Source organism: Selenihalanaerobacter shriftii, from assembly GCF_900167185.1.
Lineage (GTDB): Bacteria > Bacillota > Halanaerobiia > Halobacteroidales > Acetohalobiaceae > Selenihalanaerobacter > Selenihalanaerobacter shriftii.
Genome location: NZ_FUWM01000007.1, coordinates 60,520 through 80,742 on the forward strand (window position 1 = coordinate 60,520; position 20,223 = coordinate 80,742).

At 33.3% G+C, this 20,223-nt stretch carries 23 protein-coding genes; all 23 read right to left on the reverse strand.

Annotated features, from left to right (window positions below):
• Positions 1 to 75 precede the first annotated feature (75 nt).
• The 23 genes from B5D41_RS04645 to wecB all read right to left on the reverse strand — a co-directional run bounded on the left by B5D41_RS04645 (position 76) and on the right by wecB (position 20,134).
• Positions 76 to 2,043 (reverse strand): SpoIVB peptidase S55 domain-containing protein, encoded by a 1,968-nt coding sequence (locus B5D41_RS04645; protein ID WP_078809449.1) that lies wholly within the window; start codon positions 2,041 to 2,043, stop codon positions 76 to 78.
• A 112-nt stretch (positions 2,044 to 2,155) separates the two neighbouring features.
• A complete protein-coding gene (locus B5D41_RS04650) occupies positions 2,156 to 2,518 on the reverse strand; it encodes a rod-binding protein (protein ID WP_078809450.1) in 363 nt (120 codons plus the stop codon).
• Positions 2,519 to 2,539: 21 nt separating this feature from the next.
• Positions 2,540 to 3,700 carry a flagellar basal body P-ring protein FlgI gene (locus B5D41_RS04655; protein ID WP_078809451.1) on the reverse strand — a complete coding sequence of 387 codons (1,161 nt, stop codon included), beginning with the start codon at positions 3,698 to 3,700 and terminating at the stop codon, positions 2,540 to 2,542.
• A 29-nt stretch (positions 3,701 to 3,729) separates the two neighbouring features.
• Positions 3,730 to 4,320: a flagellar basal body L-ring protein FlgH gene (locus tag B5D41_RS04660; protein ID WP_078809452.1), complete on the reverse strand. Its 591-nt coding sequence runs from the start codon at positions 4,318 to 4,320 to the stop codon at positions 3,730 to 3,732.
• Between the two features lie 20 nt (positions 4,321 to 4,340).
• A complete protein-coding gene (flgA, locus tag B5D41_RS04665) occupies positions 4,341 to 5,330 on the reverse strand; it encodes a flagellar basal body P-ring formation chaperone FlgA (protein ID WP_078809453.1) in 990 nt (329 codons plus the stop codon).
• A 16-nt stretch (positions 5,331 to 5,346) separates the two neighbouring features.
• On the reverse strand, positions 5,347 to 6,135 hold the full coding sequence (gene flgG, locus B5D41_RS04670) for a flagellar basal-body rod protein FlgG (protein ID WP_078809454.1): 789 nt from the start codon (positions 6,133 to 6,135) through the stop codon (positions 5,347 to 5,349).
• Between the two features lie 111 nt (positions 6,136 to 6,246).
• On the reverse strand, positions 6,247 to 6,984 hold the full coding sequence (flgF, locus tag B5D41_RS04675) for a flagellar basal-body rod protein FlgF (protein WP_078809455.1): 738 nt from the start codon (positions 6,982 to 6,984) through the stop codon (positions 6,247 to 6,249).
• A 103-nt stretch (positions 6,985 to 7,087) separates the two neighbouring features.
• Complete coding sequence (gene spoIIID, locus B5D41_RS04680; protein ID WP_078809456.1) at positions 7,088 to 7,357, reverse strand: sporulation transcriptional regulator SpoIIID; 270 nt, start codon at positions 7,355 to 7,357, stop codon at positions 7,088 to 7,090.
• 192 nt (positions 7,358 to 7,549) lie between these two features.
• The gene (locus B5D41_RS04685) at positions 7,550 to 8,374 is read right to left on the reverse strand and encodes a M23 family metallopeptidase (RefSeq protein WP_078809457.1); all 825 of its coding nucleotides are present in this window, start codon (positions 8,372 to 8,374) and stop codon (positions 7,550 to 7,552) included.
• An 89-nt stretch (positions 8,375 to 8,463) separates the two neighbouring features.
• A complete protein-coding gene (gene spoIID, locus B5D41_RS04690; protein ID WP_234983892.1) occupies positions 8,464 to 9,327 on the reverse strand; it encodes a stage II sporulation protein D in 864 nt (287 codons plus the stop codon).
• A 169-nt stretch (positions 9,328 to 9,496) separates the two neighbouring features.
• Entirely contained in the window at positions 9,497 to 10,744 is a 1,248-nt protein-coding gene (locus tag B5D41_RS04695; protein ID WP_078809459.1) for a UDP-N-acetylglucosamine 1-carboxyvinyltransferase, read from the reverse strand.
• 152 nt (positions 10,745 to 10,896) lie between these two features.
• Complete coding sequence (locus B5D41_RS04700; protein ID WP_078809460.1) at positions 10,897 to 11,481, reverse strand: YueI family protein; 585 nt, start codon at positions 11,479 to 11,481, stop codon at positions 10,897 to 10,899.
• A 78-nt stretch (positions 11,482 to 11,559) separates the two neighbouring features.
• A complete protein-coding gene (locus tag B5D41_RS04705; protein WP_078809461.1) occupies positions 11,560 to 11,964 on the reverse strand; it encodes a F0F1 ATP synthase subunit epsilon in 405 nt (134 codons plus the stop codon).
• Entirely contained in the window at positions 11,964 to 13,430 is a 1,467-nt protein-coding gene (gene atpD, locus B5D41_RS04710) for a F0F1 ATP synthase subunit beta (RefSeq protein ID WP_078809462.1), read from the reverse strand. The genes B5D41_RS04705 and atpD overlap by 1 nt, the downstream gene beginning before the upstream one ends.
• A 33-nt stretch (positions 13,431 to 13,463) precedes the next feature.
• On the reverse strand, positions 13,464 to 14,330 hold the full coding sequence (atpG, locus tag B5D41_RS04715) for an ATP synthase F1 subunit gamma (protein WP_078809463.1): 867 nt from the start codon (positions 14,328 to 14,330) through the stop codon (positions 13,464 to 13,466).
• Between the two features lie 52 nt (positions 14,331 to 14,382).
• Positions 14,383 to 15,915: a F0F1 ATP synthase subunit alpha gene (atpA, locus tag B5D41_RS04720; protein ID WP_078809464.1), complete on the reverse strand. Its 1,533-nt coding sequence runs from the start codon at positions 15,913 to 15,915 to the stop codon at positions 14,383 to 14,385.
• A gap of 4 nt (positions 15,916 to 15,919) precedes the next feature.
• The gene (locus tag B5D41_RS04725; protein ID WP_078809465.1) at positions 15,920 to 16,483 is read right to left on the reverse strand and encodes a F0F1 ATP synthase subunit delta; all 564 of its coding nucleotides are present in this window, start codon (positions 16,481 to 16,483) and stop codon (positions 15,920 to 15,922) included.
• Positions 16,480 to 16,980, reverse strand: a complete 501-nt coding sequence (gene atpF / locus B5D41_RS04730; RefSeq protein ID WP_078809466.1) for a F0F1 ATP synthase subunit B — start codon at positions 16,978 to 16,980, stop codon at positions 16,480 to 16,482. Before atpF ends, B5D41_RS04725 begins: the two co-directional genes overlap by 4 nt.
• 131 nt (positions 16,981 to 17,111) lie before the next feature.
• Entirely contained in the window at positions 17,112 to 17,369 is a 258-nt protein-coding gene (atpE, locus tag B5D41_RS04735) for an ATP synthase F0 subunit C (protein WP_078809467.1), read from the reverse strand.
• 94 nt (positions 17,370 to 17,463) lie between these two features.
• Positions 17,464 to 18,111 carry a F0F1 ATP synthase subunit A gene (gene atpB / locus B5D41_RS04740; protein WP_143555662.1) on the reverse strand — a complete coding sequence of 216 codons (648 nt, stop codon included), beginning with the start codon at positions 18,109 to 18,111 and terminating at the stop codon, positions 17,464 to 17,466.
• 15 nt (positions 18,112 to 18,126) lie between these two features.
• On the reverse strand, positions 18,127 to 18,528 hold the full coding sequence (locus B5D41_RS04745) for an ATP synthase subunit I (protein ID WP_078809468.1): 402 nt from the start codon (positions 18,526 to 18,528) through the stop codon (positions 18,127 to 18,129).
• A 5-nt stretch (positions 18,529 to 18,533) separates the two neighbouring features.
• The gene (locus tag B5D41_RS04750; protein ID WP_078809469.1) at positions 18,534 to 18,761 is read right to left on the reverse strand and encodes an AtpZ/AtpI family protein; all 228 of its coding nucleotides are present in this window, start codon (positions 18,759 to 18,761) and stop codon (positions 18,534 to 18,536) included.
• 260 nt (positions 18,762 to 19,021) lie between these two features.
• On the reverse strand, positions 19,022 to 20,134 hold the full coding sequence (gene wecB / locus B5D41_RS04755; RefSeq protein ID WP_078809470.1) for a non-hydrolyzing UDP-N-acetylglucosamine 2-epimerase: 1,113 nt from the start codon (positions 20,132 to 20,134) through the stop codon (positions 19,022 to 19,024).
• Between the last annotated feature and the right edge of the window lie 89 nt (positions 20,135 to 20,223).

The following is a 20,223-nucleotide window of genomic DNA, read 5'->3' on the forward strand; positions in this document are numbered from 1 at the left end:
ATTACTGTTATCGTTAAAATGTGTCCTGTTTAAAGGCAAGCCTCTTGAGGCTTGCCTTTAATTACATTAACTTTATTAACTTTTATGCCCACTCTTAACCTTATCTTTATTTTTGACTTGAGGTTTGGTTACCTTTTTACCTTCTTTGTCTTTAGATTTATTCTTATCCTTAGGTTGAATCTCTAATTCCGTATCCACTCTACCTTCTAAAATGTAGTTAGTAGAAAATGATTCTTCAAATATTTCTTCATTAGCCTTAACATTACTACCTTCATTTTCAATATTATCACTTGCTTTAGAGGATAGCTCTTTTCTTTGGTGAGAAATCTGACTCTGTTTTGAATTATTATCACCACTAACTGGTATTGCCTCTTCCTCATAACTTGGATAAACCCTGATTACCAATTCGCTATTAATCTTTTGTTCTTTAAAAGTGTCAATTACTTCTTCTAAATCTTTAAATGTCTCGTTTTTACCATGACCATACTCAGTTTCTTCTTTTGTAACCTCTTGTTGAGAAGTAAAGTTTGCCTCACGACCTCCAATTATTTCTATATTAACTTTCCCTGCATCAATATTTTCGGGAACTTTAAAGCTATATTTTTCAACTATAGATTCTTTTCTATATGGTCTTAGCTTAACCTTGAATTCTATTTCTTCCCCTGGTTTAACTTTTTGTTGTGAAAAATTAACTTCTTCTATTAAAGCAACTTGTGGTTCCTCTTTAATCTTAATATTTAATTTAATATCAATTAAATTAATCTTTTGAAATGGATTTTGAGTAATTAGAGCTAAACCTTTTAAAAAATCATTTAAAGCAACAGCGGCTACATCACCACGATTATAAAATATATTCTTTCTTTTAATTATTTTTTCATCTAAGTTATTCGCCATAATTTCCATTTCAACTTCAGCAGTTCCTCCTCCTTGCCTATCAATAGTGCTACTAATAGCTTGATAAACTACTGAACCTGCTAAAGGTTGAATTAAATCTTCATCTCTAACTAATTGTACATTAATATCTCTCGTCCTATTCAAGTCTTGATCCGTCACTTTTACTTCTAAAGGGACAACTTTAGGAAACTCTCCTACTTTACCTCCTACTCCTGCAGTACGATCTTGAGTAATGATTCCTTTTAAATTCAAAGGAGCACCTAATTTAAAAGGCATCTCTAAACTTTTAATCATTTGATGAATATAAGCAGAAGATAAGAAGTAATTACTCTCACCTTTATTCATAAATCTATGACCAAATCCTAAAACCCGGTCATCTTCCTTATAAGTTAAAGTTCCAATTGCTGAAACATCAATATCTCCTCGAACTAATTGAACTGCTATAGCACTACCAGGTTTTAATTCATCATCTATTTTCTTTTTTTGACTTTGAGTTACTCCACCACCTTGAACCGGTTTTAAACCATAATCCTGCAGTTCATTACTCAAGTAATCTAAGGCCCCTCTTCCTAAACCATTTACTAATAGTGGTGTCTTAGCAGGATAAGCTAATAACTCGTTATCTGCTTGCTCTGTTATCTTTCTAGGTTCTTTATTCATAAACCGAACTTTAGTCTTTACTTGGCCAGCAACTTTTATTGGATCTGATAAGAAAGCCGTCTTTTTATTATTAATCTTATCTAACTTCCAAATATTAATCATATCTTCAATAGGAGTTACCATACCAATCTTATGTTCCGTTAATTGCCAACCATAACCAATGGCTCCAATTAATTTACCATCAATATAGACTGGGCTACCACTCATTCCAGCGGCTATTCCTCCAGTCTCTTCGATCAGATCACCACTAACTTTAACTAAAATCAAATCTTGATTAACCTTTTGATTCTTTAAAATACCTAATACTTTAACGTTAAACTCTTCTATCTTTGTCCCAGAAATTACCGTCTTACCAATCCCTGTCATATCTCTTTTAACTTGATTAACAGGCATAATATTACGCTTAATGGGTTTATTTGTTGCTAAAGCCGGTAATGAAATTAAAAGAGAAATTACTAATCCAATTACTATAAACCACCGTTTATACAATTATATCCCTTCCCTTCCTAACAACTGGATAGCCCTAGCTATTTACTATCCACTACTATGTATCATTATTATTATTAATCACAGTTTATACTAAAGTCAACTAAAGAATCTCCTACTCTATTTTTTGGTTTAACTGTTTATAGAGTACTTCAGCCATATCCAACTGCTGAGAACGAGAAATCTCCTGTGCATACTTCTGATCCAATCTTTCTCTAAATATATCTTCCTTTAATCCACCATTTAAATATCCAGACTTCGGAATCGTCTTTCGCATTTCCTTTAACATTAGACCAACAAAGAGAGCAGAAAATTTCTTGCTAACTTCTCTCAATTTAGTTTCCCGTTCTTTTTCACTTTGCATTACTTGTTCTGCCTTCTGTAAGCTTTGCTTAAAGTTATTTACTTCCCTTTTACTCCGTTGTAAATCATTCTTTGTCTGTAATAACCTTAAGCTTTGATTGCTACTGATTTTCATATCTTCAATCCCTCACTTAATTTACATAATTTCTAACTTAGCATGTAAAGCGCCAGCCTGCTTAATAGCCTGTAAAATTGCTATAGTATCCCGTGGAGTAGCACCTACCCCATTTAAAGCCTTGACTACATCTGAAATAGTAGAACCTTTAGGAACCACTAATAAATTACTCTTCTCTTCTTTAGCACTAACATCAGTATTTTGAGTCTTTTCAGTCTCACCTTCTGATAATGGAGGAGGTTGATCAACCTCTTCTTGCGTAGAAATAGTAATTGTTAAATTCCCATGGGCTACTGAAATAGTAGAAATTCTTACATTATGACCCATTACTATAGTACCAGTTCTTTCATTAATCACTACTTTAGCCTCAGTATCTGGCCTAACCGGTAATTTATTAATCTCAGCTATGAAACTAACCGATCTATCTTTAAAATAACTAGGTACTGTAACTTCAACTCGACCTGGATCTAAAGCTTGAGCAAAGTTATTACCATCCGAATTATACCCATAACGTTGATTAACTGCTTCAGCAATTCGCTGAGCAGTTGCAAAATCAGGATTATCTAATAATAAAGTTATTTCACCTTTATTCATAAAATCAGTTCTAACTTCTCGTTCTATAATACCACCATTAGGGATCATTCCTACAGTAGTATGATTTTTTCGAACAGAATTTCCTCCTTGACTGGCATTAAATCCTCCAATGGATATTGGTCCCTGGCCCATTGCATAAACTTCTTTCTGATTAGGCCCAGTTAATGGAGTCATTAATAAAGTACCACCTTGTAAACTTTCAGCATCACCAATAGAGGAAACATTTAGATCTACCCTATCTCCCGGTCTACTAAAAGGCGGCAACTCAGCTGTCACCATTACAGCAGCTATATTTTCAGATTCAACTTGATTTGAATTAACATTAACTCCAAATTTCTTTAACATATTAGCAATTGAACGTACAGTAGCTTCAGAACTACTACTATCACCACTCCCGCTTAAGCCAACTACTAAACCATAACCGAGTAACTGATTATCTCTAACTCCTTGAATTCTAGTAATATCTTTAACTCTAACTAATGGATTATTAAGGTAACTATCTTGTACCTTAGCTATCAGCGGCAGAGATAATAATGAATGTAAAACTAAAACCATAATTAATATAGTTACTACTTTATTCCTTCGCATACTATGCACACCTCACAGAAAATAATAGACTAAAATAATATATTTAACACCCTAGTGAACAGACCTGGCCGCTGTTTATCTCCTATAGCTCCTTCACCATCATATGTAATCTTGCCGTTGGCTATTTGGGTAGAATCAATAGTATTATTAACAGTGATATCTTCAGGTCTAACGATACCTGATAATTCTATTTTTTGAGTCTCTTCATTAATTGTAATTTCTTTAACGCCATGAATTCTCAAATTATCATTAGCTAAAACCTGAACTACTTGTACAGTCATTCGCGCACTTAAGTTTCCACTTTGGCTTGTACTCCCACTGGCGGATGAAGAATCCTCTTGACTCATTCTAAGCATCTTAATAAAATCTAAGAGTCCACCACCAGGACTTACTTCTAACTCATTACTCTGCTCCGTGTCAGTGTCTGCCTCTTGAGTAGCAGCAGATTGTTCTTGAATAATAACAGTTAAAATATCACCCATGTTCTTAGCTTTATGTTCATCATATAGTGAACCTGCATCTTCATATAAAGAAACAGCCAAACTAGAAGCCGACATTAGAAAAATAAAGCAGAACATAACCATGACTATCATCAAAAACTTTTGGTGAAATTTATTCATAATCCACACCTCAATATAATTTATAAGATAACCTTTACAGTATCCTTACCTATAACTTCAGCCATTAATTTCTTATCGGTATTTAAATTTTCAACCTCAATAATATCTCCTTTAGCTCCGGATCCTAAAGCAATTCCCACTGTACTAACCCTAACTCCATTAACCTTAGCAATAATCTTTACTCTTTCACGTCTTTTAACTAAAGGAGGAGTTTCTATTACATTGTCTGTTAATACCTGTCCTGCATTAAGTGTTCTTTTAAGTCTAAAATTCTGAATAGATTCTAACTTAGTAAAAGGTTGATTACCATAACGATTAGAGACTAACTTTTTTCTCCATTTAAATAAATCCTTAGATAAATTTTGATGCCTTTTAATCATATCTTTTGCTACCAAAACTTGTTGATAGACCTTAACTTCTGCTTGTATATATTTTTTTCTAGCTAAGTTTCCATTTATATATATATGTATAGGAATCGTCTGTCTCCCTAATAGGTTTCGAGAATATAAATTCCCAACCTGTAACCGTACTTTACCGACAGGTAATTTAATTTTATTAGCAACTTGTTGGATTTTAATATCAATATCCTCTGATTTAAAATCAATATTTTGAGGAATATATTCCTTAACTTTTTGAGCTAGCTGCTGTCCATCCAGTGTTTGGTATCGAGTAGTAACCCTAACCTGTTTAGGAATATGATAATAAAAGTTATTAAGAGTAAAACCAGCTCTTCTTAAGGCAGCAATAATATATTCCTGTTTTAAAACCCTAGTATAACCTGGAAGTGGCGCTCTACCTAAGTTAATGCTCGCTAACTCTATTTTAGGAGGTTCTCCCCCTTTAATAACTGCTATATCTCCTAAAGTCAATTTAGGACCATCTACTTTGACTTTATAATCTACTTTAATAGTCACTCTATTTTGAGCAACAGCTACCGAGCTTAAACCTAACAACAGAACCAATACTCCAACAATTAATTTCAATTGTGGTAACTGCTTCCTTTTAATCATTATCTATCAGCTCACTTTATCTTTTTAAATTATTAGCTTGCTGTAACATCTCATCTGAAGCTCTAATTGCTTTAGAATTAACTTCATAAGCACGTTGAGCTGCAATCATATTTACCATCTCTTCAACTACTTTTACATTTGACTGCTCTAAGTATCCTTGACTCAAAGTTCCAAAACCATTTTCGGCAGGAACGCCTACAGTAGGTTCTCCAGAAGCAGGTGTCTTCATAAATAAATTTCTACCAAGACTCTTTAATCCTGCTGGATTAGAAAACCGAGCTAATTCAAGTTGTCCAATTTCATTTAATTCTTCACTACCTGGTTGTTTAACTAAAACATTACCTTCAACAGTTACTGTTACATTAACTGCATCCTCAGGAATTGTTATTTCAGGTTGAACTGGATATCCATCAGAAGTTACTAATCGCCCATTATTATCTCTCTTTAATGATCCATCACGGGTATAAGCTACTCTACCGTCTGGCTGCAATACTTGAAAGAATCCATCACCTTCAATAGCAATATCTAAAGGATTCCCGGTTTTTTGAAAGCTTCCTTGGGAAAATAATTTCTGTGTAGCAGCTGGCCTAACACCATGTCCTACTTCTATCCCGGTCGGGACTTGAGAACCTTGATTATTAGGGGTTCCTGCTTCTCGTAATGATTGATACATTAAATCTTGAAAACCAACTCTACTTTTCTTAAAACCACTAGTATTAACATTAGATAAGTTGTTAGAAATAGTATCAATATTTAACTGTTGTGCCTTCATTCCAGTTGCTGCTGTCCACAATGATCTAATCATGGATATTAACCTCCTATATATTAAAAATCAGTATTTAATTTAATAACTTCATTCTATAAATCGCTTCAATCAGTCCACGATTCAGGCCTCTTATTAAAAAGTCCAGCCCTTTTATACTTTTCCTACAGAATTAACTGCATCACCTAAACTTTTGTCATAAGTCTTGATGATTTTTTGGTTAGCTTCATAATGTCTAGTTGCTTCAATCATATTGGTCATAGATTCTACAACATTAACATTTGCTGACTCTAAATACCCTTGACTTACTTCTCCAGTAGCCATGAATTGGTTACCAACATCTGGAGTAGCCCGATACAATGTATTGCCTTCCTTGACTAAGCCATTTGAATTAGAAAAAGTTACTAATCTAATTTGACCAGCAATTTGTCCATCGACCACTAAGTTATTCTGATTATCTAATTGTACATTATCACCAAAAACCTGTAAAGGACCACCTTGTCCTAAAACTAAATTGCCATTTTGGGTAACTACTTGTCCATTTCGATTCAGATTAAAATTACCATTTCTAGTATATCTAATTCCCTTTGATGTTTGGACTGCAAAAAAACCTTCGCCATTAATTGCCCAATCAAATGGATTATCTGTTTTATGTATTTTACCTAAGCTAAAATCAGTAACTGTTTCCTCTACTTCTGTTCCTTGACCTGCTTCCCCAATGAATTTACCATCTGGCAAGCGCCTTAATAAAACCTCTGAAAAAGACTTATTAATAGTATTATCTTTTTTATAACCAGTAGTGTTAACATTAGCTAGATTATTTGTAATTATATTAGTTCGTTTTAATGCTGAATTCATACCTGATGCTGCTGTATACATTCCTCTAAGCATTAACCCCGTCACCTCACTCTCGTATTTACATTTAATTTTTGCCTTATTCACTATATTCTATATATATACTTAATCTCCTGTTTTGTAAGTGAAAAATTGAACATTAATCTTCATTCATCTCTTCATAATTAGATAAATATTTTCGTTTAGTAGCCTCACCACCTCGAATATGACGCTCAGCCTTATTATATTCTAAAACTTTCTTAACTTGATCAGCTAATCTGCTATCGATCTTTTCTAACCTTTCTGTTACATCTTTATGAATAGTACTCTTACTAACCCCAAATACCTTAGCTGCCTGCCTAACCGTTGCCTTAGTTTCATATATATAATTACTTACTTCCATAACTCTTTGATAAATATAATCTTTCATTAACCTTCCCTCCTACCCATTTATCCCTTGATAAATATATATGCTATAATTATAAAAATATGTTTTTAGATTGAAGAGAAAGGGTAAAGAAAGAAAAAACCCATGTATCTTTTAAAAGATACATGGGCTTCCTTAAATCATATATGTATAAACCTAATATAATTAGAGCAGACAAAAATCATATTGATCAAATTATAAATTTAAGTATTCCGAAGGTTTTATACTTTTATTTTCTTTCCAAATTTCAAAATGTAGAGTCGGTTTCATAACTAATCCAGAATCTCCTACTTCACCTATAGCCTGTCCAGTTTTTACATGTTGGCCTTCTTCCAAGTAAGATTTTTGAGCATGACCATAAACTGTCTTATAACCGTTAGAGTGTTTAATAACCAAAACTAATCCTAAATAATCATCTTCTCTAACTTTTTCTACCTTCCCATTGGCAACAGACTTAATTTGTGTTGCTTGAGCAGCAGCAATATCAATACCTTGGTGAAAACGCCAATCTTCTAAAACTGGGTCTTTACTCCAACCATACTGCCGCTCAATTTTAGACCCTTTAACAGGTAATGAAAATTCTGGACGGGCATTTATTGGTTCTGCTACTTCCTTGTTCTCTTTAGTTGTTTCATCTTTTATTTCTCTATTTTCTTGTGCTTTATTGTTTGACTTAGTTTGAACTTTAATAGGGGGCTTTGTTACTTCTGAATTCTTTTCTATTCCTTTATTAACATGCCCAGGAACATCTTCATAAATTACAACTTTATCTTCATATGAAGTATCTTCTTTTAAAGTAGAATTATATACCCTAGGTAAAAGTAAAGCTCCTCCTACTATTATGGCTATTATTAAGAATACTATTTTTTTATTAGTCAGAACTCTAGTTAAAAACTTGTGCCAAGAAAATTTATCTGCTAAATCCTGAACATTCTTTGTCAATTTTAGTTTAATATCTTCTTTATCAGTTTTAATAGAAAAAGGGAATTTTTTATCATCTTTTTTATCATCTTTAGACATTTATTTCACCTCCACAACTTATTATATCCAGAGGTAAAATAATTATACACTTATTTACTTATATTCTATTATTTTCTTAAACGCCTTAATCAATATGTCATCCTTTTTAATTTTGTTCCAGGATAATAATGCTTTAAAATCTCCAAGTAATTATAACCCTTTTTAGCCATTCCATTAGCTCCATATTGGCTCATTCCAGCTCCATGTCCATTCCCTTTAGTAATAAACTTAATATGACTACCTTGTAGTTTATATCTAAAATTAGTTGATTTAAGACCTAGCCTAGTTCTTAACTCCCTTCCGGTTAAGATCTGATCTAATACTTGAATTTTTAATACTCTCCCACTTGAACTTTTTTCTAAAATTTTCATATTATATATTAATTCAGCTTTATTTAATCTATTTATTCCTAATCTTTTACCAAAGTCTCTGATTGAATACTCTTGGACATAATGATTATAAGGAGAATTAGATTCATAAGGGCTCTTAACCACTTTTAAGTAAGGTAAGTCTCTACCCCATACATTTCTAGCAGCTGCAGTAACTCCTCCGCTAGCTGAATGATATACCGCAGAAATTATCCTACCTTCATAAGTTAAAAAAATACCTTCTGTAGAATCAACAGCCTTTGCTATCTTAAACCAATATTTTAAATTGCCCCATCTTTTCATCATTTCTTCTTTATCTATCCAAGCTTGATCAGAATTAATATCAGTAGTCATTTCAATTATTCTGCTTTTATTTCCCTGTACCTTCCTTAAAGTATAAGTCCTAGCAGCTACAGCTTGTGCTTTAAGAGCTTCTATTCCAAAATTAGCTGGCATTTCTGCTGCTACTACCCCTTTTATATACTCTTCTAAAGGAAGTTCAATTACTTCTTCATTAGAATCTATAATTTTAACTCTAATTTGATTATTTTTATCATCTATTATACTATCCCAACCTTTAATCATAATAGTTGGTACCAAAATTAAAATAAGAAAATTCAAAATTAAAACAAATGTTATTATCTCTTTTATCGTTAACCCCCTCCTTTAGCTAAAACTTATTAAACATTATGCTAATAAGGGAAATTATATACAAAAAAACCTACCACTATTTTAGTGATAGGCGGAAAAACTATTACGTAATTAATTCTATATTGGCACCGATATCTCTTAATTTTCTAGTAATATTTTGATAACCACGTTCAATATGATGAACATTATAGATTTCTGTTTCTCCCTTAGCTAATAAGCCAGCAATAATTAAAGCTGCTCCTGCTCGCAAGTCGGTAGCTTCAACTTGAGCCCCTTCTAAATTAGCTTTAGCAACTACAGCACTTCTACCATCTACTTTTATTTTAGCTCCCATTCTTCTTAATTCATCAACATGGCCAAAACGATTCTCAAATACTGTTTCAATGACTACATTTTCACCTTCAGCTTGAGTTAATAATGTCATGAATTGTGATTGCATATCTGTTGGAAATCCTGGATATGGCATAGTTTTAACATCTACACCTGCTAATTTGTTAGGAGCAGTCACTTTAACCTGATTAACATCTTCTATTACTTCTACTCCCATTTCTTTTAATTTAGCTATTAAAGCTCTAACATGTTCTACCAATACATTCTCTATTACAAGTTCTCCACCAATAGCAGCTGCAGCCATCATATAAGTACCAGCCTCGATTCGATCAGGTATGATTGTATAATCCGCTCCTATTAACTCTTCAACACCTTCAATCTTAATTACATCAGTTCCAGCACCTTTAACTTTAGCCCCCATTATATTTAAATAATTAGCTAGATCTATAATTTCAGGTTCTCGAGCAACATTTTCAATAACCGTTTCACCCTCTGCTTTAACAGCAGCTAACATAATATTCATTGTAGCCCCTACACTAGGATAATCCAAATAAATCTTAGCACCAATTAATTTATCTGCCTCTAATTTAACTATACCATGGTTTAACTCAACCTCTGCACCTAAAGCCGTAAAGCCCTTTAAATGTAAATCTATTGGACGATTGCCTATTTCACAACCTCCCGGCAAAGCACATTGAGCTTGACCATATCTTCCTAATAAAGCACCTAAAGTATAATATGATGCTCTCAGCTTCCTGGCTAACTCATTATGAGTACTATATTTATTGACTAAATCAGCATTAACCTCTATTTCATTACCAGAAAAATCTACCTTAGCTCCTAAATCTGATAAGAGCTTGACTAAGTTATTAACATCTCTTAAATTTGGAATTCCTTTTAATTTACTCTCTCCTTCTCCCAATAAAGAAGCAGCAATAATCGGTAACGCAGCATTCTTTGCACCATTAACAGCAATTCTTCCATTCAAATTTCTAGTTTCTCTAACCAACAATCTCTTCATTACTTTATATCCTCCTGTTGTGAATTTGTTAACAATTAATCTATATGAATCCATATGTCTTTTATATTAACATATTAAATTGCTTCATCTTTATTTTCTAGATGGAAACTTAATATCCTGCTTATAAAAGTAATATTTATTTGAATTCACTCTTAACAGACACAAGAGGAGTTAAATAAACTATCAATCCAACTCATTTTCTCAAAGTTAATTAATTCTTCAGGAGCATTTTCTTCTATCTTATGATAACAATCTGCACAAATTTTTTCGCCAGCTTTTTGTAATAATTCTACAGGTAAACCTATTTCTTTGAATTTCTCTTCTTTATCAATTACTATAATTTCTTCATGATGTACCGCATGATCACTAACTACTGCTAAACCTATATCTCCTTTGAATTCTGGTGAGTCTACCTTTTTGAAGGAAAGATTATTTTGATTTGCTAGTTCAATGTAATCTTTAGCAGCTTTTAAGTTAGCTTTTCTACTAATAATTAACTTTTTAGCCTCAGAATCTTTAATTGCTTCTAAAACTTCAGGATAAACTCCTGGTTCAATGATCTGCTTAAAATTCAATACTCTAATTATCCTCTCTCTAAATTCTCCAAGAAATTGATTCTTCTCACCTTTTTTAAACTCATATCCACCATGAATTCCGGCAGAAATAGTCTTTTCTAATTTACTTTTATTCTGATTCAAAACTGCTTCTTCTTCTATTTCTTCATCTTTAGATTTCAATTACTTTCCCTCCCTTGCTATATAATACCTAATTATTTATATTTACATACAAAAAGAAGAAGAGTAAGAGGTCTTCTCTTACTCTCCTTTAGCTACCTTCATTCTATTTATAGCTCTTTTTAAAGCATTCTCAGCTCTAATTTCATTAACATCAGGACTATTCTGTTCTAAACGTTTTTCTGCTCTTTGCTTAGCTTCTCTAGCTCTTTCTATATCTATCTCATCAGGAAACTCAGCTGTGTCAGCTAAAACATTTACTTGATCTGGCTTCACTTCTAAAAATCCACCACTAGTGACAACAACAGTCTCATTGCCTTGGTTTTTGAATCTAATCTTACCTACATTTAATCCTGAAATTAAAGGAGCATGTTTAGGTAAAATACCTAAATCTCCATCCATAGCAGGAACTACAACCATTTCTACTTCTTCACTATATACAACCCGTTCTGGAGTCACGATGTCAAGTTGAATAGTAGACATCATTACTCACTTCCCTTTAAGCTTTTCGCCTTTTCTTTTGCTTCTTGCATAGTACCTACCATATAGAAAGCCTCTTCAGGTAAATCATCATGCTTACCATCTAAGATTTCTTCAAATCCATTAATAGTTTCATTAATCGGTACATACTTACCAGGAGTTCCAGTAAACTGCTCTGCTACAAAGAATGGCTGTGATAAGAATCTTTCAATTTTACGTGCTCTCTCTACTGTTAATTTATCTTCTGGTGATAATTCATCCATACCTAAGATAGCAATGATATCCTGTAAGTCTTTATAACTCTGTAATGTTTCCTGTACTCTACGAGCAATCTCATAATGTTTTTCACCAATTATATTTGGATCAAGAATTCTAGAAGTTGAATCTAATGGGTCCACTGCAGGATAAATCCCTTTCTCAGCAATAGGTCTTGATAATACTGTTGTCGCATCTAAGTGCGCAAAAGTAGTTGCTGGTGCTGGGTCTGTCAAGTCATCTGCTGGCACATAAACCGCCTGTACAGATGTGATTGATCCTTTATTAGTGGAGGTAATCCGTTCCTGTAAAGCTCCTATATCAGTTGCTAATGTTGGCTGATAACCTACCGCTGATGGCATCCGGCCAAGTAAAGCTGAAACCTCAGAACCTGCCTGAATGAATCGGAAAATATTATCGATAAAGAGTAATACATCCTGACCTAAATCATCACGGAAGTGTTCTGCCATTGTCAATCCAGTTAAACCTACTCTCATACGAGCTCCAGGTGGTTCATTCATCTGACCATATACTAAAGCAACCTTGTCTAATACTCCAGATTCTTTCATTTCTAACCATAGGTCGTTACCTTCACGAGTACGTTCTCCTACACCCGAGAATACAGAGTAACCACCATGCTCAGTTGCAATATTATTAATTAACTCCATAATCAATACTGTCTTACCTACACCGGCACCACCGAATAGACCAACTTTACCACCTTCAGAATACGGTGCTAATAAGTCAATTACTTTAATACCAGTTTCAAAAAGTTCAACAGATGGTTCTAGCACTTCATACTGTGGCGCCTCCCGATGAATAGGATTTCTCTTATCAGTATCTACTTCTCCTGCTTCATCAATAGGCTCTCCTAATACATTAAAAATTCGTCCTAAGCATTCTTCACCTATCGGTACAGAAATAGGACCACCTAAGTCTAGCACTTTCATACCTCTTACTAAACCATCAGTAGAAGACATAGCTACACCACGAACACGATTATCACCAACATGGTGCATTACCTCTACTGTAACCTCTATAGGATCACCAATTTCTTCATCTTTTGGTCCATCTCCTTTAGGCGCTTCACGCTCTTCATCAACAATCTTAATAGCACCATATATCTCTGGTAGTCGACCAGCATCAAATTCGACCTCTACTACTGGACCGATAACTTCAACAACTCGTCCAATATTCTGCTCTTGATTCTCGCTCATCTTAATACCTCCTTCGCATCATTCAAACCAAGTTTAATCTAAAGCGTTTGCCCCTCCAACAATCTCAGAAATCTCTTGTGTAATTTCGGCCTGTCTAGCTCGATTATATGACAAAGTTAATTCTTCAATCATTTCTTCAGCATTCTCAGTAGCTGAATCCATAGCAGTCATCCGGGAAGCAAATTCACTGGCCGTTGATTCTAATAAAGCACCAAACATGATATTTCGGATGTATTTAGGCAAAATCACATCCAACACTTTATTTGGAGAAGGCTCATAAATATATTCACTCTGTAATCCTTCTTCTTCCATACCTTCAGGTTTAACTGGTAATAATTGTACTATCTTAGCCTCCTGAGCAAGTATAGTTTCAAATTGAGTGTAAACTAAATGAATCTTATCAAAAACTCTTTCTTCATAAAAATCAACTACTTCATTAGAAATATTCTGTGCTGTTCTCATTGATGGTTCATCATCTATATGTAGATATTCAGAAACATTCTCTATCTTATTTCTTTTAAAATAATTTCTCCCTTTTTTACCAACAGAAATTACTCCTACCTCATCGTTACTTCTAGCATGCTCTTCAATATGGGCACTAACTTTTTTTAATACCCGAGCATTATAAGGTCCACAAAGACCTCGGTCTCCAGTAATAACTACATAACCGATTCTATCTATGCTCTCCCTTTCTTCTAAAAGAGTATGCATTTCACCATCTAATTTACTAGCAGCATCTACTAAAGTTTCTCGTGTCTTAGTAAAGAAAGGCTTTGCTGCCTCAGCTCGTTCTTGAGACTTTCTTAATTTAGCTGCTGCTACCAGCTTCATTGCTCGTGTAATCTTTTTAGTATTCTCTACACTACCAATCTTTCGTTTAATATCCCGCATACTTTGCATTATGATCACCTCACTTTTTTAGGAGATCAACTTAACTTTAAATCTAATCTATCTAAGCAGTCTCATCATTCTTATCGCTTGCTACAAATGTTTTCTTAAATTCTTTAATACCTTCAACTAATTTCTCTGCAATTTCATCATCTAATTTACCGGTTTCTTTAATTGATTCCGGAACTTCAGAATAATTACTATGCATAAAACCTATTAATTCCTCTTCAAAACGCTTAATATCATCTTCTGGCACATCACTCATATGTCCATTAGTTACAGTATAAATACTAATTACCTGATCTTCTACAGCCATTGGACTATTCTCAGGCTGTTTTAAAACTTCTACTATTCTATCTCCACGTGCCAGCTTCTGCTGAGTTGCTTCATCTAAATCAGAACCAAACTGCGCAAATGCCTCTAATTCACGATACTGTGATAAGTCCAAACGCAATGTACCGGCTACACTCTTCATAGCCTTAACCTGCGCACTACCACCTACTCGTGATACAGATAAACCGGCATTAATAGCTGGTCTTACACCTGAATAGAATAATTCACTTTCTAAGTATATCTGACCATCAGTAATGGAAATAACATTTGTAGGGATATAAGCAGAAACGTCACCAGCTTGAGTTTCAATAATCGGTAAAGCTGTTAAAGAACCTGCTCCCATCTCATCATTTAACTTAGCAGCTCTCTCTAATAAACGAGAGTGTAAGTAGAATACATCACCTGGATAAGCTTCTCGTCCTGGTGGTCGACGTAAAAGTAATGACATTTCACGATATGCAACAGCATGTTTTGATAAATCATCATAGATAACTAATACATCTTTACCATTATACATATACTCTTCACCCATAGCACAACCTGAATAAGGTGCTATGTACTGTAATGCAGATGCTTCACTAGCATTAGCAGCAACTACAATAGTATGGTCCATAGCTTGATTATCTTCTAATGTCTGTACTACCTGAGCAACTGTAGATGCCTTCTGTCCAATTGCAACATAAATACAGATCACATCATTATCACGTTGATTAATAATAGTGTCTATTCCAATAGCTGTCTTACCAGTCTGACGGTCACCTATAATTAGCTCCCGCTGTCCTCGACCAATAGGTACCAAAGAGTCAATCGCTTTTAATCCAGTCTGTAACGGTATTTCAACCGGTTGTCTCTCAATGATTCCTGGAGCTCCTGATTCAACTGGTCTCTGGTTATCAGTATCAATTGGTCCTTTTCCGTCAATTGGTTGACCTAAAGCATTAACAACTCTTCCCATTAATTCTTCTCCTACCGGCACCTCAACAACTTTACCGGTCCTTTCAACAGTATCTCCTTCTTCAATTTCAGTCTCATCACCTAAAATTACACAACCGATACTATCTTCTTCTAAGTTTAATGCCATTCCATAAACACCACTAGAAAATTGCAATAACTCTCCAGCCATTGCATCTTCTAATCCATGTAATTGGGCAATACCATCACCTACATTTAATACCGTCCCAACACTAACCGTCTGTAACTCTTTTTCATATCCTTCAATCTGCTGCTTAATGATGGAACTAATCTCTTCCGGTTTTAGATTCATCGAATTAATTCACCCCTAACTGACTTACTTCTATTTTAGTAAGGTTATCTTTCATAACCTGAAGATACTTATGAAGACTACCATCAATAACTTTATCTCCAATCTTAAGTACTAAACCACCTATTAACTCTGGGTTAATCTTAATGTCTAATATAACTTCTGTATTTGTTAATTCTTCTAATTTCTCTTTTAATTTTACTGAATTATCATCAGATAATTCTACGGCTGTTTCAACTTCAATTTCTAAAATTTTATTCTCTTGATTAGCTAACTCTATATATTGATCTAAAATAGCTTCTAAAGTTTTTTCACGCCTCTTATCTATTAATAACTTAAGGAAATTCAATAAAGTTTGAGAAATCTTTGAACCAAAAAGTTCATCTAATAAACTCTTTTTATCTTCTCTAGAAATACGAGGATGGTATATGACCTCATTTAATTCTTCATGTTCTTCAATAGTATCTAATACTTCAATTAAATCATCTTGTAACTCTTTTACTTTGCTCTTCTCAACAGCTAATTCAAATAGAGCTTGGCTATATCTTTTAGCTATCTGATTATTTATCATTTAACCTCACCTATCTTTTCACCATCTAATTTATTAATATACTCACTTATAATTTGCTGTTGAGCTTGCTTGTCAATTGATTTCTCAATTAATTTCTGAGCAATTAAAACAGACATAGTAGCTACCTCATCACGTAGCTCTGCCACAGCCTGTTTTTGAGTTCTCTTGATTTCATCTTCGGCTTTTTTAATCTTTCTATTTGCTTCCTCATTAGCCTCTTGAATAATCTTTGTTCTTTCTTCTTCTCCTTGTTGACGTGACTTATTTATAATTTCTTGAGCTTCTTGACGAGCATTTGCCAATTCAGATTCATATTTTTCTTTTAATTCCTTGGCTTTCTCTCGTTCTCTTTCAGCTTCTGATAATGAATTTTCAATTTTATTTGATCTCTTATCTAAGACTTCTGTAAGTGGATTATAGAGATACTTAATTAATAAAAACAACAAAATAAAGAAGTTGACTATTTGCCAAAATAATCCCCAATCAAGACTTACCATGCTTTAAGCCCCTCCTTTCCAGAAACAATATATTTGAAAATAATCTAAGGAAATATAAGGAAAGAAAAGCATGGTACTTTTCTTTCCCCTAGTAAGTTTTAAAATATCAACAAACTTTCAGCCCCTATATTTTAACCAAGGAACGGATTAGCGAATACTAAAACAAGTGCGATAACAAGAGCATAAATACCAGTAGACTCTGCAACCGCCTGACCTAAAAGCATAGTTCTAGTGATGTCACCTTGTGCTTCTGGCTGTCTAGCTACCGCTTCAGTAGCTTTACCAGCAGCATAACCCTGACCAATTCCAGAACCAATACCAGCAATCATAGCAATACCTGCACCTAAAGCAGAAGCAGCACTAATGACCGTATTAGCATCTAAGGCCATACCTTTCCCCTCCTTTCTAATGAAAAACCTATTTTTTCTTTACTATTTAGAAAGCCTACATATTATTTTTAAAGGCTCTCATAACTAATTTAGTTTATCCTCTAGCTACAGAAATATAAGCAATAGCTAACATCGTAAAGATGAAAGCTTGAATTATACCTACAAATACATCAAACCAAGCCATTAATGGAACAGGAATTACCCACGGCACAAACATAGCAATAATTCCTAAGATAACTCCTCCCCCTGCCATATTACCAAACAAACGGAAAGCGAGCGAAATAGGTTTAGCTAGCTCACCTATAAGATTAAGTGGTAATAAAGCAATTGATGGTTCTGTAAACTCTTTTATATATGTAAATCCTTTTTCCTCTAGCCCATAAAAATGTGTAGCCACAAAAACAATTAAAGCAATACCTAAAGTTGTATTTAAATCAGCAGTTGGATTGGGTACTAATGGAATTATTCCTACCAAATTGGCAAGCCCTATAAATAAAGCAATAGTGGCTATTAAAGGTAAAAATCTTTTGCCTTCATCAGGCATCATACCTTCAATCAAATCTATAATCGCTTCAATAAATAACTCAGCTGCATTCTGAGTCCCGCTTGGAACCAATTCTATGCTCTTGCTAGCAGAGATAGCAAATACCCATAACACTAACATAATTACCCAAGAAACTACCACTGTATCAGTAACTGGGATTCCAAATAAATGTAATACCACCTGTGGACCAGCTCCCAATTGACCTCACCTCCTTTAATAGTTTTTTTCCACTAAACTATCTAAGTAATCCTTAAACTTGTTATATATACTATCACCTAAAATCACCATTTTAACCATAAATAAACCTACAAGCATACTTATTAAATTTAAATAACTTCTTTGTAACGCTACATAAAGCACTACTCCATAAATTAAATAACGAATAATATATCTCTTAAGCACCAGTGCTCTAGCTCCGTTAAATTCTTTTTCAATTGCTTCATCAACAGTGATTGCTAATAATTTAAACATTAATAAAGAAGTAATTGTCCCAAATAAATATCCTAATAACCAATCTGTATGTAAACTTAAAGCTAAAGCAATGGTAACGAATCCTGTTACTTTTAATACTTTATTTCTAACTTCAGCTTCTGTTTCTCTTACTGCTTGCTGCAATCAGGTCACTCCTTATCAAATATAGAATAAATGCTCTTGTATATATTCCAGAATCCTGCCAGCACTCCCAAAATTATGAAGATTGCTGTAAAAATAAAAGTTAAATTAAGAATTCTATCAATAAATCTGCCTATAAAAAACCCAATACCAATAGAAGCTACCATAATCAATCCTAATTGGCTCACCATACTTAGCATCTTTAAGATATCTTTGATATCATCCTTATTTAACATATAATTAAATCACCACTATTTTCATCAGCTTAATGTTAAAAATAACATACTGCCTTATATATTTATGCTCATAGATAACTTTCTATATAAAAAGTGCTTCTCCTTCATAAAAGAACCATAAAATTAGCTTTTATATTTTTAATGACTTATTTTTCAGAAGATTTAAATAATAATAAAATCACATTTAAAGCAACAATTACTATAATACCAAAAAAATGCATAAAAAGCAAGTTTAAGTATAATATATATTATAATCATATTTATCTAAAATATGTAATTAATATCTCTTTTATATATTTAGCTGCTTTTCCATCACCATAAGGGTTCTTTATTTGAGCCATTTGCGAATATACATCTTCATCATTTAACAACTTAATACTTTCATTAATAATTTGCTCGCTATTATGCCCTACTAGTCGAACAGTACCAGCATTAACAGCTTCAGGTCTTTCAGTTTTCTCTCTTAAGACTAAAACCGGTTTACCTAATGACGGTGCTTCTTCTTGAATACCACCAGAATCAGTTAAAATAATATCCACTCTACCCATTAAATTAACAAATTCATTGTAGCTTAAAGGATTAATCAAATATACTCTAGATTCTTCACCTAGAGATTCATTAACTATTCTCTGCACCTTTGGATTAGGGTGAACAGGAAATATTACCTCTACGTCTGATAATTGTTCTAAAATCATTTTAACCGCCTGACAAATCTTAATTAAAGGTTGTCCTAAATTTTCTCTTCGATGTGCTGTTATTAAGATTTGTTTTCTTTTCTTAAAATCAATATTATTTAATACTTTACTAGTGAATTTATAATTTCCTTTGAATATTTTTAATAAAGCATCAATTACTGTATTACCAGTCACAAAAATTCTTTCTTCTGGTATACCTTCTTTTAAAAGATTGTCTTTTGCATCGCCGGTTGGTGCAAAGTGAAGGTCAGATAATACTCCAGTTAAATGTCTATTCATCTCCTCAGGAAATGGTCTATACTTATCATATGTTCTTAAACCAGCCTCTATATGACCAATAGGGAGTTGATTATAATATCCAGCTAATGAAGTAACAAAGGTAGTTGTTGTATCCCCATGAACTAAAAGCATATCAGGGTTCTCTTTTTCTAAAATAGGATCTAGTTGCTGCAATATTCTAATGGTAATTTGATTTAGACTCTGTTCTGTTTGCATAATATCAAGATCATAATCTGGTTTAAGATGAAACAACTCCAATACTTGATCTAATAATTCTCTATGTTGAGCTGTAGTAATCACTAATGGTTTAATATCTTGACATTTTTTTAACTCTTTAATAACCGGTGCCATTTTAATTGCTTCTGGTCTAGTCCCAAAAATAATAGCTATCTTCTTAATAACCGGTCACCACCTTTAAAAGAATCAGTCAAACACTAATTATTATATTCATTTATTAACAATATATGTATGAAAAAGCGACTAGTTTA